Annotated in this window: 15 protein-coding genes; 6 read left to right on the top strand and 9 right to left on the bottom strand. The window is 67.1% G+C overall.

Annotated features, from left to right (window positions below; all coding sequences use genetic code 11):
• The first annotated feature begins 13 nt into the window (after positions 1 to 13).
• Entirely contained in the window at positions 14 to 700 is a 687-nt protein-coding gene (locus tag VFW69_RS00940; RefSeq protein WP_526497213.1) for a DUF427 domain-containing protein, read from the top strand.
• Here the strand turns inward: VFW69_RS00940 and VFW69_RS00935 are convergent.
• The 3 genes from VFW69_RS00935 to VFW69_RS00925 are packed head-to-tail and all read right to left on the bottom strand — an operon-like array spanning position 684 to position 3692.
• Positions 684 to 1865: an acyl-CoA dehydrogenase family protein gene (locus VFW69_RS00935; protein ID WP_526497211.1), complete on the bottom strand. Its 1182-nt coding sequence runs from the start codon at positions 1863 to 1865 to the stop codon at positions 684 to 686. The genes VFW69_RS00940 and VFW69_RS00935 overlap by 17 nt on opposite strands.
• Entirely contained in the window at positions 1866 to 2786 is a 921-nt protein-coding gene (locus VFW69_RS00930) for an LLM class F420-dependent oxidoreductase (RefSeq protein ID WP_526497209.1), read from the bottom strand.
• Positions 2787 to 2801: 15 nt separating this feature from the next.
• The gene (locus tag VFW69_RS00925) at positions 2802 to 3692 is read right to left on the bottom strand and encodes an acyl-CoA thioesterase (RefSeq protein ID WP_526497207.1); all 891 of its coding nucleotides are present in this window, start codon (positions 3690 to 3692) and stop codon (positions 2802 to 2804) included.
• 183 nt (positions 3693 to 3875) lie between these two features.
• Between VFW69_RS00925 and VFW69_RS00920 the strand changes: the two genes are divergently transcribed.
• From VFW69_RS00920 to VFW69_RS00910, 3 genes are read left to right on the top strand one after another with little or no spacing between them, the layout of a single operon-like run.
• Complete coding sequence (locus tag VFW69_RS00920; protein WP_526497205.1) at positions 3876 to 4694, top strand: SMP-30/gluconolactonase/LRE family protein; 819 nt, start codon at positions 3876 to 3878, stop codon at positions 4692 to 4694.
• Between the two features lie 15 nt (positions 4695 to 4709).
• A complete protein-coding gene (locus VFW69_RS00915; RefSeq protein WP_526497203.1) occupies positions 4710 to 5543 on the top strand; it encodes an acyl-CoA thioesterase domain-containing protein in 834 nt (277 codons plus the stop codon).
• Positions 5544 to 5595: 52 nt separating this feature from the next.
• The gene (locus VFW69_RS00910) at positions 5596 to 6141 is read left to right on the top strand and encodes a TetR/AcrR family transcriptional regulator (RefSeq protein ID WP_065029363.1); all 546 of its coding nucleotides are present in this window, start codon (positions 5596 to 5598) and stop codon (positions 6139 to 6141) included.
• Between the two features lie 339 nt (positions 6142 to 6480).
• Here the strand turns inward: VFW69_RS00910 and VFW69_RS00905 are convergent, their stop codons facing one another.
• From VFW69_RS00905 to VFW69_RS00890, 4 genes are all read right to left on the bottom strand, one after another.
• A complete protein-coding gene (locus VFW69_RS00905) occupies positions 6481 to 7632 on the bottom strand; it encodes a patatin-like phospholipase family protein (RefSeq protein WP_526497201.1) in 1152 nt (383 codons plus the stop codon).
• Between the two features lie 310 nt (positions 7633 to 7942).
• The gene (locus VFW69_RS00900) at positions 7943 to 9283 is read right to left on the bottom strand and encodes an FAD-binding oxidoreductase (RefSeq protein ID WP_526497199.1); all 1341 of its coding nucleotides are present in this window, start codon (positions 9281 to 9283) and stop codon (positions 7943 to 7945) included.
• Positions 9284 to 9304: 21 nt separating this feature from the next.
• Positions 9305 to 10045, bottom strand: a complete 741-nt coding sequence (locus VFW69_RS00895; RefSeq protein ID WP_526497197.1) for a glucose 1-dehydrogenase — start codon at positions 10043 to 10045, stop codon at positions 9305 to 9307.
• Positions 10046 to 10062: 17 nt separating this feature from the next.
• Positions 10063 to 11163 (bottom strand): NAD(P)H-dependent amine dehydrogenase family protein, encoded by a 1101-nt coding sequence (locus VFW69_RS00890; RefSeq protein ID WP_526497196.1) that lies wholly within the window; start codon positions 11161 to 11163, stop codon positions 10063 to 10065.
• 111 nt (positions 11164 to 11274) lie between these two features.
• Here VFW69_RS00890 and VFW69_RS00885 point away from each other — a divergent pair, with 111 nt between their 5' ends.
• The gene (locus VFW69_RS00885) at positions 11275 to 12165 is read left to right on the top strand and encodes an alpha/beta hydrolase (protein WP_526497194.1); all 891 of its coding nucleotides are present in this window, start codon (positions 11275 to 11277) and stop codon (positions 12163 to 12165) included.
• Here the strand turns inward: VFW69_RS00885 and VFW69_RS00880 are convergent.
• Positions 12162 to 12797: a TetR/AcrR family transcriptional regulator gene (locus VFW69_RS00880; protein WP_064950964.1), complete on the bottom strand. Its 636-nt coding sequence runs from the start codon at positions 12795 to 12797 to the stop codon at positions 12162 to 12164. The two genes, VFW69_RS00885 and VFW69_RS00880, sit on opposite strands and share 4 nt — an antisense overlap.
• A gap of 159 nt (positions 12798 to 12956) precedes the next feature.
• Here VFW69_RS00880 and VFW69_RS00875 point away from each other — a divergent pair, with 159 nt between their 5' ends.
• On the top strand, positions 12957 to 13082 hold the full coding sequence (locus tag VFW69_RS00875; RefSeq protein ID WP_156656137.1) for a hypothetical protein: 126 nt from the start codon (positions 12957 to 12959) through the stop codon (positions 13080 to 13082).
• Between the two features lie 27 nt (positions 13083 to 13109).
• On the opposite strand, the gene VFW69_RS00870 is transcribed toward VFW69_RS00875, so the two are convergent.
• A partial coding sequence (locus VFW69_RS00870) for an NAD(P)(+) transhydrogenase (Re/Si-specific) subunit beta (RefSeq protein ID WP_526497191.1) occupies positions 13110 to 14102 on the bottom strand: 993 nt, incomplete at its 5' end.

The raw sequence follows: 14102 nt of genomic DNA, 5'->3' as shown, positions 1-14102 counted from the left end.
CGGAAGGAGCACCATGACTCTGGTGGCCGGGCGCGGTCCGCTCAGCAGCGATCCCGCGGGGCGCTTCTCGCCCGCGATACCCGAGGACGTCGTTTACGTCGAACCGCATCCCCGGCGCGTGCAGGCCGTCAAGGACGGCCGTCTGGTGATCGACACCGAGCGGGCGCTCATGGTGCACCGGCGCGGCCGTCCGCTGAGCTACGCCTTCGCAGCCGACGAGGTGGGCGACCTCCCCAGCGAGCCGGAACCCGAGGCTCCGGGTTTCGTCCAGGTCCCCTGGGAGGCGGTCGACACCTGGCTGGAAGAGGGACGCCAACTCGTGCACTACCCGCCCAATCCCTATCACCGCGTCGACTGCCGTCCGACGCACCGCCGCCTGCGCGTCCGCGTCGCCGGCACCACGCTGGTGGACACCGACGACACGGTGATTGTTTTCGAGACCGCGCTCGCTCCGCGGCTCTACGTCGATCCGGCACACGTGCGCACCGATGTGCTGCGGCGCTCCGAGACGTCAAGTTACTGCAATTACAAAGGGTTTGCGACGTATTGGTCGTTCGTCTCGGGTGACCGGGTGGTCGAGGACGTCGCTTGGAGCTATCCCGCCCCGCCGCCGGAAAGCCTGCCCATCAAGGGATTCCTCAGTTTCGACGGCACCCGCGTCGAGGTGACGGCCGAGCTGCCGGTCAGCGGCCGTAACTAGGGCGCCCGAGCCCCAGCTCGTGCTGGGCAATCATGTTGCGGAACACCTCCATCGTGCCGCCGTAGATGCCGGCGGGCACGCCGTGCCGAAAGATGAACTCGATGGCGCCGTCGTCCGCGGAATCCGTTGTATCGGTAGGCAATGTCGACGCCGTCCCCAGCAGGTCCATCAATTCCTGGGAGACATCACGCATGGTCTGAATGAGCGCCACCCGCCCGTACATTCCGGGAGTCGACATGGCCGCCTCGATGCGGGCCATGCTGCGCCCGAGCCGGTATTTCGTCGCTTCGTCGTCGATCGGGCGCCGGCCGGCGGCATCGGGCGTGGCCAGGACCGCCGCGACCCCATCGGCCGCCTCGGCCATCAGGTGCCCGTGTTCTGACAACATCGAAATGTTCTGCAGGCCATGGTCTTCGGGGTTGGTAATGCCATGTTCCGCGTCGAGGGCAAACCGCATCACCGTCCAGCCGCCGTTGACCTCACCGATCCGATAGAGATCATCGACCCGTACGTCGCTGTAATACACGATGTTGGTACGGTCACCGTCCAGCGTGCGGATGCCCTGGATCTCGATACCCTCCGAATCCAGCGGCACCAGAAACATGGTCAGGTTCTTGTGTTTGTGTCCCTGCGGATCGGTGTTGGTGAGCAGGAATACGTACTGGGCGTTCTGCGCGTTCGAGGTGAACATCTTGGAGCCATTGATGACCCAGCTTGACCCATCCGCTTCCCGCACGGCTCGGGTCTTGCAGGTGGCGACGTCGGAGCCGCCCTCGGGCTCGGTATAGCCCAGGCAGAGCCGGATCTCCCCGGACAGCACGCCCGGCAGTATCGCGTCGGCGAGTTCGGCCGCCCCGAATTGCTTCACCAACCGCGCGACGACCGCGGTGGTACCCCAGTGGAACCACGGGGCATGGGCACGACCGATCTCGAGGTGGAAGATCCGGCGGCGCACCGGATTGAAGCCGCCTTCGGAGTCCAGGTTCCAGTCCGACGTCAGATAGCCCGCTTCACCCAGGGCCAAATGCAGTTGCTCACTGAAGTTTTCACCGGTCTCACGATCGCGCCGCCGCACCTCGTCGGTGACATGTTCGGTGACGAACTCGCGGAACTCGTCGAAGAATTCCTGGTCCTCGGGCGGGAGCGCTACGCGGGAGAAGTCCATTCAGGCCGCGTCGATCACCAGGGTGCGGAACCGGTCGAGGGTCTCGAGCGCGTGCGACAAGCTGTCGCCGGGTAGGTGGATGCTGACCCACGTCACGCCCAGCTTCGCCAGCTTGTCCAGGCCCTCGAGGTAGGCATCGGCGTTGAAGTCATCACTCGCGGGGCTGCCGCCCTCGAAGTTGGTGAAGGTGATGTCGATCGCCGACCAATCCCGGCCCGCCGCATCGCATCTGCGTCGCAGATCGTCGATGCCGTCGGCGAGCTTCTGCACGGAGTCGATGACGGCCGTACCGGCCGTCTGGGCCAGCTGCGGCGGCGCGGGGAACGGGCACCACCCGTCGCCGTACTGGGCCACCCGTTGCCGCGATGACGACGTATTGCCCCCGATCCAGATCGGTGGATGTGGATCGCTGACCGGCCGGGGATGCGCGGTGATGCCGCGCGCGCTGAAGTGCTTGCCCTCGAACGAGATATCGTCGCCGGTCCAGATGGCCCGGATCACCTGTAGGGATTCCTCGAACAGCGCGGCGCGCTCGTCGTAGCTGACCCCCAGCGCCGCGAACTCGCGCTTGAGGTAACCCACGCCGACCGCGAGCGTGAATCGGCCACCGGAGAGCAGGTCCAGGGTGGCGCCGGACTTGGCCACCACGAACGGGTTTCGGTATGGCAGCACCACGATGTTGGGGATCAGCCGCAGCGTGGACGTCGTGGCGGCCGCGAAACCCAATGCGACAAAGGGATCTAACGCATCGTGTCCGCCGGCCTCTAGCCATCGCTGTGAGGGCGCCGGGTGATCGGTGAAGCCGAAACCGTGAATCCCGGCCGCCTCGGAGGCCGCGGCCACCTTGCCGATACCGTCCCCGCTCACCAGCTCCGGGTTGTACGGATGGCTGTGCATCGGGTGGGTGATGGTGAACCGCATCGCTGCCTCCAGGGCTTAGAACCGCGCCCGCGAGTCGATCGCGGCGTCGCTGGTGCGCAGCGGACGGATCAGCGCCTCCTGGGCGAACGAGGCCAGCAGCTCACCCTCTTCGGAGTGCACGGCGCCGCGCACGTACGACATCCCCGCACCCACCTGGGTGCTCTCGTGCGTGTAGAGCAGCCACCCGCTCCAGCTCACCGGTTCGTGGAAGGCGACCGAGATGCTCATCGGTGCGGTGGACACGGTCAGGTGCGCCTGGCTGGTGCCGATGCCCTCATGCGCGCGCATGGTGGTCGAGATCCCCAGATGCCCGGTGAAGTACGCGAGCAGCGCCTTGGCCAGATCGTCGCGCGTCGGGATCGGGTCGTAGCGCAGCCAGGCGTAGAGCTCCGGCGGGCCGACCTCGTCGGGACTGTTGACGTCGACGACGTCGACGAGGCGTAGCTCGCGACCGACCATCGGCATCGGCGACGGGTGCGCGTCGGCCGGGGCGGCTACATCCGGCCGCGGCAGGTGGTGGCGGATGACGTCGCCGGTCGGGACGTCGGCCAGCACCGTGATGCTCAGGCAGCGCCGGCCGTTCTGATGCACGGCGACGACGGCGGTGGCGGTGGAGCGGCCCTCGGCCACGACGTCGAGAACCAATTCGATCGGCGGACCGACTACCACAGCCCGCGAGAAGACCCCGTGGACCGAGCGCACCGACTTGTCCGGAAATCGCTTCGCTACCGCGACAATCGCCTGCGCGAGCACCTGGGTGCCCTCCACCACTTGGCGTTCGTCGCCCACCGCGATGCCGGTCTGACCGGTGAATCGGTCTTGCCCGTCGGCCTGCACGTCGAACAGATCCAGCAGGCCCTGCACGGTCCATTCGGTCTGCTCGGATTCCTCGGACGCCTTCGTCAACCCACTCCACCTCTCGCGCTCGCAGCTCAGCGCTCAGCGTGACACTTTGAGTAGGATTTGTAAAGCTTGGCTAACAAGACGGTTGGCCAGCCGCCCGATCGTCAGATTGACACCGGTACCCGCGGTGCATGACACTTTTTCGGTGTTTTGTAAAGCAGGCCGATTTGCCAAAGGCCGAGGCGGATGAATCCCGAGCCGCTGGCCAACGGATTCTGCTTCGGCGAAGGCCCGCGTTGGTTCGAAGGCCTGTTGTGGTTCTCCGACATGCTGGGCGAAGCCGTCCACACCGCGACCATGGGCGGATCGCTGACCACGCTGCCCCTTCCCGGGCACTGCCCGTCGGGTCTGGGCTTTCGGCCCGACGGGTCGCTGCTGATCGCCTCGACCGAGGACCGGCAGGTGCTGCGCTATGACGGCGAAACCGTCGTCACCATCGCCGATCTGGCCGACCTGGCGCCGGCCAGCCTCGGCGACATGGTCATCGACGACGCGGGCCGCGCCTACATCGGCTGCCAGGCCCCGCGCGGCGGCGTCATCATTCGCCTCGACCCCGACGACAGCGCGACCATCGTGGCCGAGGCCCTCGACTTCCCCAACGGCATGGCGATCACACCAAATCGCGGAACGCTGATCGTCGCCGAATCCACGGGCCGACGGCTGACGGCGTTTTCCATCGGCTCCGACGGCGGCCTGTCCGACCGCGGGGTTTTCGCCGACGGCTTGGACGGCCCGCCCGACGGCATCGCGCTGGACGCCGAGGGTGGGGTGTGGGCGTCGATGACCCTGGCCCATCAGTTCGAGCGGATCGTGGCGGGCGGGGCTGTCACCGACCGCATCGACATGGGCGACCGGGTCGCCATCGCCTGCGCCCTCGGTGGTCCGCAGCGGCGCACGCTATTTCTCTTGTCGAGCACGGAGGCTTATCCTCAGCGCCTGGTCGGTACCCGGCTTTCCCGGCTGGATGCCGTCACGGTGAGCACTCCCGGCGCCGGCCTGCCCTGACCCGAGAGGTTGACGATGACCGACGCCTACTACGAACTGATCGACCCGACCGGCGACGACGCCGCCGCGCTGGGTGAGAAGTTCCGGGCGACCGATCTGGCGCGCGGCACCTGGTCGGCGGCGATCCAGCACGGTGGTCCGGTGTCGGCGCTGCTGGTCCGGGCGCTGGAGCGATGCGAGCAGCGCGACGACACGCGCCTGTCCCGGGTCGTCATCGACCTGCTGGGTGGGGTGCCGGCCGAGGGTGATCTGTCGGTGCGGGCCCAGGTGCAACGCCCCGGCAAGCAGATCGAATTGCTCAGTGCCGAGATGCTGGCCCCCGGGCCCGACGGCACGCCGCGGCCCGTGGCGCGCGCCACCGGATGGCGGTTGCAGAATCAGGACACGCAGTCCCTGGCGCACGCTGCGGCGCCGCCGCCCCGCCCGCGGACCGAGGCCTTCGACCGCAACCTCAAGGCGAGGGACTGGGACCGCAATTACGTGCACAGCCTCGAGTGGCTGTGGCTGACCGAGCCGCTCAGCGAGGGCCCCGGCGAATCCTGGATCAACCCGACCGTCGACCTGGTCAACGGCGAGTCCATGACGCAGCTGGAACGGCTGTTCGCGGTGGCCGACTGCGCCAACGGCATCGGCAGCAAACTCGACATCACCAAATGGACGTTCCTCAACACCGATCTGGCCGTGCATGTGTTTCGTGTACCGGACGGCGACTGGATCGGCATTCGGGCGGAGACCAGCTACGGGCCGGACGGCATCGGGACGACGATCGGCACGCTGTTCGACGAGCAGGGCGCGGTCGGCGCCATCCAGCAGTCGGTGCTGGTGCGCCGGCGCCCGCCTCGGGCCTAACGTGGGAGCGAATGACCATGACACCTCGGCGATACTTCGAAAAGTTTGAATCATGAGCCAGCCGGCCCGGGCGACGACGATCGCCGAAACCGACACCTCGACCCGTCAGCGCATTCTGGCGGCCACCGCCGAGGTGCTCGGCCGAAACGGCAAGACCAAGCTCAGCCTGTCCGACGTCGCCACCCAGGCGGGCGTCTCCCGTCCGACGCTGTACCGCTGGTTCGCGTCCAAAGAGGAGTTGCTGTCGGCGTTTTCGAGCTACGAGCGTCAGATCTTCGAAAGCGGTTTGGTGAAGGCCACCGCGGGACTGAAGGGCGTGGACAAGCTCGACGCCGTGCTGCGGTTCATCGTCGAATACCAGCATTCGTACTCCGGTGTTCGCATGGTCGACGTCGAGCCCGAGCACACCATCGCCCAGTTCTCCTGGGTCATCCCGCAGATGCGCGAAGGTCTGCAGCGCCACCTGCCTGGGCCCAACGCGGCGGTCAAAGCGGCGACGGTGATCCGGATCGCGATATCGCACTACATCGTGCGCAGCGATGACGCCGAGCAATTCCTGGCGCAACTACGGCACGCGGTGGGAATCAAAGCCAGCTAGTCGAACCGCAACTCGCCAAGCCCCTCCCCCGCACAGCAGTGCACGCACTCCTCGACACCGTCGCACAAGACCAAGACTCCAAACACCGGACCGATTGGGCCGAAAGGGATCTCGCGCTAATCCTCCCCGGACTGCTCGCCGGCCTGCGCCTGGAGAACTCCGTCAAGCCGATGTCGGCGATATCCGCACCTCCGACGACGGGGCCGCCGTCATCCACGTCAAAGGCAAAGGCGGCAAGAAATGCGTCGTGCCCATCGAAACCGAACTCCCCCGGCAGGATTCGAACCTACCGGACTGCAGCATTACCGCCTTATGGCAGGGCTCGGTCACGGCTGGACCTCACCCGCGGCGTCGGCGGCTAGTTCGGCGGTCGTGACCCGGGTCGCGGTGACTTTGGCCGGGCGTGGCGGGGATCTCGGCGGCGGTCGCGGCCGGGGGGTGAGCCTCGGCCCAGGCGGCCAGGAACTTGCCCGCCGCGGCCTCGCCGTTGGCGAACAGCTTGTCACGCTGGTCGGTCGTCAGCCCGAAATCGGTGCTGGCGATGCCCATCGTGTCCACGTACACCGTCCGGGCGCCGACGCCCTCATCGGCCAGCGGGTAGCGGTTCCACTCGCCCATGGCCGTGTGCGCGATCGCGACGACCTCGCGGAGATCGCCCTGCACCGGCACGTCCGGGGTGTTCAGCCCCGGCCGCGACGAGAGCTTGATCCCGAACGTCGGCCACCGGTTAGGCCGGCCGTCGGTCCGGTCGAACACGGTCACCGGGAAGTTCTGCAGCAGCCCGCCGTCGACCCAGGTGCAGGCGCCCAAGGCCGTCTTCTGCTCGAAGGGTTGGAAAAAGAACGGGATCGACATCGACGCGCGGACCGCGTCCACGATTGGGTAGCTGTCGATGACCTCGATCCGCCGGGCCAAATCACCCTGATCCTTGCTGCTCAGCAGGTAGTAGGGCAGGTCCCACGGCAGCCGGACCAGTGCGCCGCGGGTCAGGTCCGAGGTGTGGGTGACCAGCCGGTAGCGCTGGTCCTCGGCCAGGGCGGTGCCGTCGTCCCCGGTGATCTTGAGGTCGGCGAAAGTGTGGATATCCAGCGGCTCCAGCTTCGAGGTCAGCCACTCTTGGAGATAGGAACTGGCGTACAGGCCCTGGTGGCTCACCAACGCATCGACTTTCCCGATCAGGCCCAGGTGCTTCTCGGCCCAGGTCTTCTGCATGAACTTGGTGTAGTCCAGCTCCTCCATATCCTTCTGTAGCTGGGTAAGCGGGACGTTCCTGACCTGATATGCGGCGATGAGGGCGGCCACAATGGCACCGGCCGACGTGCCGCCGATCCGGGGAAAGGCATAGCCCGCTTCATGCAGGGTCAGGACGGCCCCGACCAGGCCGATTCCCTTGACTCCCCCGCCCTCGAGAACGAGATCCGCGCCCAGCCCGTCCTGCGCTTGCTCTTCCAGTGTCATGCCCTGACCCGCCTGGCCGCCCGCCGTTGTCATGCCTGCCTCCGGAACTCCCGGCAACCCGGTGAAAATGTGACTTAAGTACAGGCCTAAGGTCCGCCCGCTGTCCAGCGAATGCCGCTTTCCGGCGCCGGGCCAAGGGTCCTGGTTACCAGTCAGAGCGCGATTCGGCGCGCCCGATACCGCCAGTGCCGTCCCATTTGTCGACGGCAACTGAATACTGACCACTCTGGACCTCGGACGCATGCGGCCGAAATTTGCCGGTACAAAGGTGTCGTTCCGTCGAGCCAGCAGCCCAAGAGCGTCAAGGGGCAGGAAGCTTGTGCCTTTCCGGTTTCATGCTCGCCTAATCGAAAAGCACTGCGGCATTGAGGAATCCGGTCGGGTCCAGCGCGGCTTTGAGCATGCGCATCGCGGCGATGTCGGCGGGCTCGCGTGACATGGTGAGGTAGGGCCGTTTGCGGCTGCCGACGCCGTGTTCGGAGCTGACGTTGCCGCCGGAGCGTGCGATGAGGTCCATCATCGGCTCATACAGCGCCCGTTCCCGGTCGGCCGGGCAACGCAACACATTGAGGTGCAGGTTGCCCTCGCCGATGTGGCCGAACAGCACCGGTAGCGCGTCCGGGGCGTGTGTGTGTACTAAATCGACTGCGTGCCTTTCGAATTCGTCGATTGCCGACAGCGGTAACGAGACATCGAATTTGAGCGGTGGCCCGTACACGCCGAGCACCTCGGCCAGTGATTCGCGAACCTGCCATAACCGTTGCTGCGCGGCAAGATCCACGCCGACCGCGGGATCGGCGCACATCGGCACGTCGTCGAGCAGCTCGGCCAGCCGCTCGGTCTGGTCGTGATCGGCGGCCAGTTCGACCAACAGCAACCAGTCGCCGGTGACCGGGGCGCCAACACCACGGTGCTCCTGGGTCAGCGCGGCGGCGCGGCCGTCGATCAGTTCCAGCGCCGCAATGCCGTCCACATCGCGGAACACCCGGCCCGCCTCCACCAGCGCGTCGAGATCGGCGAACCCGCAAATAGCCGTCACCCGGTGCGACGGGGTGGCGTGCAGCCGCAGGTCCAGCTCGGTGATGACGCCCAGCGTGCCCTCGGCGCCCACGAACAGCGCCGGCAGGTCATAGCCGGTGTTGTCCCGGCGCACCCGGCTGTGCCGGCGCAGCAGCGTGCCGTCGGGCAGCGCCACCTGCACGCCGATCACCTGCTCGCCCATGTCGCCGTACCGGACCGTGCGCAGGCCGCCTGCGTTCGTCGACGCCATGCCGCCGACGGTCGCGGTGTCGCGGGCGGCCAGATCCACGCCGAACACCAAACCGGCCGCGGTGGCGGTCCGTTGCACCGTGGCCAGGGTGGCTCCGGCGCCGGCCTCGATGCGGCGTTCGACGGTGTCGATGTCAGCCACAGCGTGCAGCCGTTCGGTGGACAACAACACGTCGTCGTGCTCGGGAACGGTGCCGGCCACCAGCGAGGTCCGGCCGCCCTGCACCGTCACGTGCGCCCCGGCGTCCCGGCACACCCGCAGCACCTCGGCGACCTGCTCGGGCGTGCCCGGTCGCACCAGCGCGCTCGCCTTGCCGCGGTAGCGGCCGGTGTGGTCGATGCTGCGCGCTGCCAGCACGTCGGGGTCGGTGACGACGTGGTTCGATCCGACCAGGCTCGCCAGGCTGCGCAGCATGCTCGCGGTTATAGCACCGCCCTAGAACTCCTTGTGATTCACGTCGGTGACCAGTCCGCCGTCCATCACGTACTCGCTGCCGGTGGAGTAGGACGACTCGTCGCTGGCCAGGAAAAGCACGAAGGTCGCGACTTCCCGGACCTCGCCAGGACGCCCGAGCGGAATGGTCACCATGTCCTCGGGCAGGTGGGCGGTCATCGGGGTGCGGATGAACCCCGGGTGCACGGAGTTCACCCGGATGTTGTGCGGCGCCAGCTCCAGTGCCGCCGACTTCGCCAGGCCGCGCACGCCCCACTTGGACGCGACGTAGGGGTGCACCATGGGGGCGCCGCGCAGGCCCTCGATGGAGGACACGTTGATGATCGAGCCGCCGCCGGCCGCGATCATCGGCTCGACCGCAACCCGCATGCCCAGGAACGTCCCGGTCAGGTTGACGTCAATCACCTTCTGCCACTTGGCCAGATCGAAACTCTTCAGGGCACCGAGCGCGACAGTGCCGGCGTTGTTGACCAGCACGTTGAGCTTGCCGAATTCGCCGATCGCGGTGGCGACCGCGGCGTCCCACTGGTCGGGCTGGGTGACGTCGAGGTGCACGTAGCGCGCGGAATCGCCGATCTCGTCGGCCAGCGCCTTGCCCTGGTCGTCCAGTATGTCGCCGATTACGACCTTGGCGCCTTCCTCGACCAGCAGGCGCGCATCTTCGGCTCCCATACCGCCAGCGCCACCACTGATGAGCGCTACCTTGCCGTCTACCCGACCCACGCGGGTCTCCTTTCGTTTTAGGTGGTCACCAAAGTGCTTGGTGCGTAAAGGCCTTTGCCCGTTACCAACGGCAAATCGAGTGTGGTCCGGATGCCCGGCGGAGCCGCGATCACCGCGGGGATGGCGTTGACGACGCGGCCCGCGGCGCCCGCGATCGCCGCGTGGTTGTGGTCGCCGTTGCGGCTGCTCGGGATGATGTCGACCGCGTACGACGGCTCGCCGGTGATCTCGACGCGGTAGGAGCCGTCGCCCGCGGCGGGCTGGGGCAGGTCGGGGCGCAGGTCCGGGCGCAACCGGGTGACGTGCTCGATGACGATGGCGGGGTGGCCCTTGACCATGCCGCGAATCTCGAACTGCAGCACGGCCACCGTGCCCTTGGCCACGTGACCGACCGCGATGTCGAAATCCTCGGGTGCGGGCTCGCGCTGGTAGGACTCGGTGATCTCGTCGACCTCGATGCCAAGGCCGGCCGCCAACTGACGGATCGCGGTGCCCCAGGCGATGCTGAGGATTCCCGGCTGCAACAGCATCGGGATTTCGTCCATCGGCCGGGCGAATCCCATGTAGTCCATGACCTCGGTCCCGTCGTAACTGGCGTAGTCGTGAATCTCCATGCAGCGCACCTGCTCGATGCGCTGACACGTCCCGGCCAGCGCGAACGGGATCAGGTCGTTGGCGAACCCCGGGTCGACGCCGCTGATGAAGATGCTCGAATTGCCTTGCTTGGCAGCGTCTTCCACGCGGGCGATGTACTTGTCGGGCATGACACCCCACGGGTATTGCAGCAGCCCGGGCGACGACCCAACGACGTTGATGCCGGCGGCCAGGATACGCATCACGTCGGCCATCGCCTCGGGCAGCCGGGTGTCGCCCATCGCGCAGTAGACGACGCAGTCGGGCTCGGCGGCGATAATCGCGTCCAGGTCATCGACGGCCGTGACGCCCGTGACGACGCCGGTGTCCAGGCCGACGCCGCACAACTCACCGGCGTCCTTACCCACCTTGTCGGGCGTAGAGACGCACACCCCGGTCAGTTCGAACTGCGGGTTGGTGATCAGTTCGGCGAGGGCCAGCCCTCCGACATTTCCGGTACCGACGTGCGCGACGCGGATCGCCATTTGAGTCTCCGTCCCTCGAACGCTGGACAACGTTTCTAGACAGTAGTCCATAAATTTTGGGGAGCATACCTGCGCGGCTGGCCGCGGCCAGCGGGGGCAGAATCATCGCTGATGACACAGCGCGAAGACCTTTGGTTCCCGTCCGGTGACGACCTGATCAACGCCTGGCTCTACCGGCCGCCGGGCGCCGGGCCCGCACCGCTGCTGGTGATGGCACACGGCCTGGGGGCGGTGCGCAGCATGCGGCTGGACGCGTACGCGGAGCGGTTCAGCGCAGCCGGCTACGCGTGCCTGGTGTTCGACTACCGCAACTTCGGTGACAGCGAGGGCAGTCCGCGTCAGGTCCTCGACGTCGACATGCAGCTCGCCGACTGGGCAGCGGCCGTCGCCTACGCCCGCACCATCCAGGGAATCGACCGCGATCGAATCGGATTGTGGGGCACCTCTTTTGCGGGCGGCCACGTGATCGCCACCGCGGCTCGGCTGCCGGGCATCGCCGCGGCCGTCGCCCAATGCCCCTTCACCGACGGCCTCGCGTCAGCGCGCACCATCACCAACCCGTTGATCACCGCGCGCATCACCGCGCGGGCGGTGCGCGACGTGCTCGCAAGCCGGCTGGGCAGGCCGCCGGTGATGGTCGCGACGGCCGGCAAGCCCGGCGAGGTCGCATTGATGAACACCCCCGATGCGTATGCGGGCTACCTGCGGCTGGTACCCGACGGCGTCGAATTACGCAACGAGGTCGCCGCCCGAATCGCGTTGCAGGTCTTCAGCTATCGCCCGGGTCGCTCCACATCCAAGATCACCTGCCCGATCCTGTTCTGTGTGTGCGAGGCCGATTCAGTGGCTCCCGCGGCGGCGACGTTGCGTCACGCCGCCAAAGCGCCGCGCGGCGAGATCAGGCTGTATCCCGAGGGCCACTTCGCGATCTACGTCGACGACGCCTTCGACCGGGTGGTCGCCGACCAGCTGGCGTTCCTCGACAAGCACCTGCGCGCTTAAGGTCCCAGCGGGGACGTCGTGCGGATGGCTTCGTCGCGGATCAGCCCGCGTAGCAGCGCGGTGCTGAACTCGGCGGCGATCTCCTTGGCCGAGCGCCGGCCGCTCGGCCGCAGCCAGCGGTAGCTGCCCAGCGTCATGCCGATGTAGCCCAGCGCCAGCACGTGCGAGTCGCACGGGTAGAACTCGCCGTTGGCGATCCCGCGGTCGATCAGGCCATGCACGTGATGGTAGACCTGAGCTTCCTTTTCGCGGACCTCGGCGACCTGCTCGCTGGTGAACCACTCGGTGATGTACGGCTGCTCCTGGAAGTACACCGCTGCCCGTTCCGGATCGCTGGCGATGCCGGTGAGCAGGCGGACCGTGTATTGGTAGAGGGCCTCGCGCGCCGTCCAGGACGGGTCGTCGTGCACGGCGGCCAGAGTGCCCTCCGCGGCCTGACGGTAGATGTCGAACAGGATCAGCGACTTGCTGGCGTAGTAGTGATAGACGGTCGCCTTGTTCAGGCCGATCACGTCGGCCACGTCGTCCATCCGGGTGCCGTGATAGCCGCGCGCCGCAAACAGCTTGGTGGCTACCGCCAGCAGCTCTTCGCGCCGGGTTAGCCCATTCGGGGTGATGCTGTCGGTGGGCATCTGTTCTCACTATCGTCGGTATGGCCTGGCCAGGGCCGGTCCGGCCCAGAATAGCTATCAATCAACTGGTTGGACAGTTTATGCAAAACGCCGGGTGCCACGTGCAGGCGTATGCGACTAGACTCCTCATCGAACGCGATGAGTCGAGAGGTGGGGCCGATGGATCCGAGTCCGGATTACGACGCAAGCGACGAGATCGAGTTTTTCCTTCGGTACGTTCCGTGGGGTCTACGCGGGGTTGTCGATGGCAACGGATACCCGCCGCAGGCGTACCCGCCCGTCTAAGCTCCCAGCGCAAGGCGCCTTTCGCCCTTACAGCGCCTTGAGCTCCTCGGCGACCTGGGTCACCGATTTCTTCGCGTCGCCGAACAGCATGCTGGTGCCCTCGCCGTAGAACAGCGGGTTGTCGATGCCGGCGAAACCGGAGTTCATCGATCGCTTGAGCACAATCACCGACTTGGCCTTATCCACGTTGAGGATCGGCATGCCGTAGATCGGACTGGACGCGTCGTTGCGGGCCGCCGGGTTGGTGACGTCGTTGGCGCCGATGACGATCGCGACGTCGGTGCGGGCGAATTCGTCGTTGATGTCGTCCATGTCCTTCATGGCGTCGTAGTCGACCTCGGCCTCGGCCAGTAAGACGTTCATGTGCCCGGGCATCCGGCCCGCCACCGGGTGAATCGCGTACTTGACCTCCACGCCCTTGTCTTCGAGCAGGGCCGCCATGTCCTTGACGGCGTGCTGGGCCTGCGCGACGGCCAGGCCGTAGCCAGGCACCACGATCACCTGGTTGGCGTAGGCCATCTGGATCGCGGCGTCGGCGGCTGAGGTGGCCTTGACGGTCTTGTCGCCGCCGTCGCCGCCGCTCGGGGCGACCCCCCCACCGCCGAAGCCGCCCGCGACGATCGCCGGGATGGAACGGTTCATCGCCTTGGCCATCAGGTTGGTCAGGATCGAACCCGACGCGCCGACGATCATGCCCGCCACGATCATCGCGGTGTTGTTCAGGGCCAGGCCCGCGGCAGCGGCCGAGAGCCCGGTCATCGCGTTCAGCAACGAGATGACCACGGGCATGTCGGCGCCGCCGATGGGCAGCACCACCATCAAGCCCAGCACGCCCGCTGCGGCGAGCAACCCGATCATCCACCACAGTGATGCTCCGGCTGTCCCGCCGGGATTGCCGGGATGTGCGTGCAGTCCGATCACCACCGCGGCCGCCACCGCGCCGGCCAGCAGCAGCAGATTGATCGGCTGCTGCCCCCTGCCGAAGCCGATCGGCGATCCGGAGATGATCTCCTGCAGCTT

Origin of the sequence: Mycobacterium sp. (genome assembly GCF_036273375.1) — a bacterium.
GTDB lineage: Bacteria > Actinomycetota > Actinomycetes > Mycobacteriales > Mycobacteriaceae > Mycobacterium.
This window is presented reverse-complemented; position numbering and strand designations above follow the sequence as displayed.

Excerpts from the sequence above, each read along its gene's own strand:
- VFW69_RS00875 (WP_156656137.1), top strand. The coding sequence starts at position 12,957 with ATGGATCCGAGTCCGGATTACGACGCAAGCGACGAGATCGAGTTTTTC.
- VFW69_RS00940 (WP_526497213.1), top strand. The coding sequence starts at position 14 with ATGACTCTGGTGGCCGGGCGCGGTCCGCTCAGCAGCGATCCCGCGGGG.
- VFW69_RS00920 (WP_526497205.1), top strand. The coding sequence starts at position 3,876 with ATGAATCCCGAGCCGCTGGCCAACGGATTCTGCTTCGGCGAAGGCCCG.
- VFW69_RS00880 (WP_064950964.1), bottom strand. The coding sequence starts at position 12,797 with ATGCCCACCGACAGCATCACCCCGAATGGGCTAACCCGGCGCGAAGAG.
- VFW69_RS00905 (WP_526497201.1), bottom strand. The coding sequence starts at position 7,632 with ATGACAACGGCGGGCGGCCAGGCGGGTCAGGGCATGACACTGGAAGAG.
- VFW69_RS00890 (WP_526497196.1), bottom strand. The coding sequence starts at position 11,163 with ATGGCGATCCGCGTCGCGCACGTCGGTACCGGAAATGTCGGAGGGCTG.
- VFW69_RS00930 (WP_526497209.1), bottom strand. The coding sequence starts at position 2,786 with ATGCGGTTCACCATCACCCACCCGATGCACAGCCATCCGTACAACCCG.
- VFW69_RS00885 (WP_526497194.1), top strand. The coding sequence starts at position 11,275 with ATGACACAGCGCGAAGACCTTTGGTTCCCGTCCGGTGACGACCTGATC.
- VFW69_RS00900 (WP_526497199.1), bottom strand. The coding sequence starts at position 9,283 with ATGCTGCGCAGCCTGGCGAGCCTGGTCGGATCGAACCACGTCGTCACC.
- VFW69_RS00910 (WP_065029363.1), top strand. The coding sequence starts at position 5,596 with ATGAGCCAGCCGGCCCGGGCGACGACGATCGCCGAAACCGACACCTCG.
- VFW69_RS00915 (WP_526497203.1), top strand. The coding sequence starts at position 4,710 with ATGACCGACGCCTACTACGAACTGATCGACCCGACCGGCGACGACGCC.
- VFW69_RS00935 (WP_526497211.1), bottom strand. The coding sequence starts at position 1,865 with ATGGACTTCTCCCGCGTAGCGCTCCCGCCCGAGGACCAGGAATTCTTC.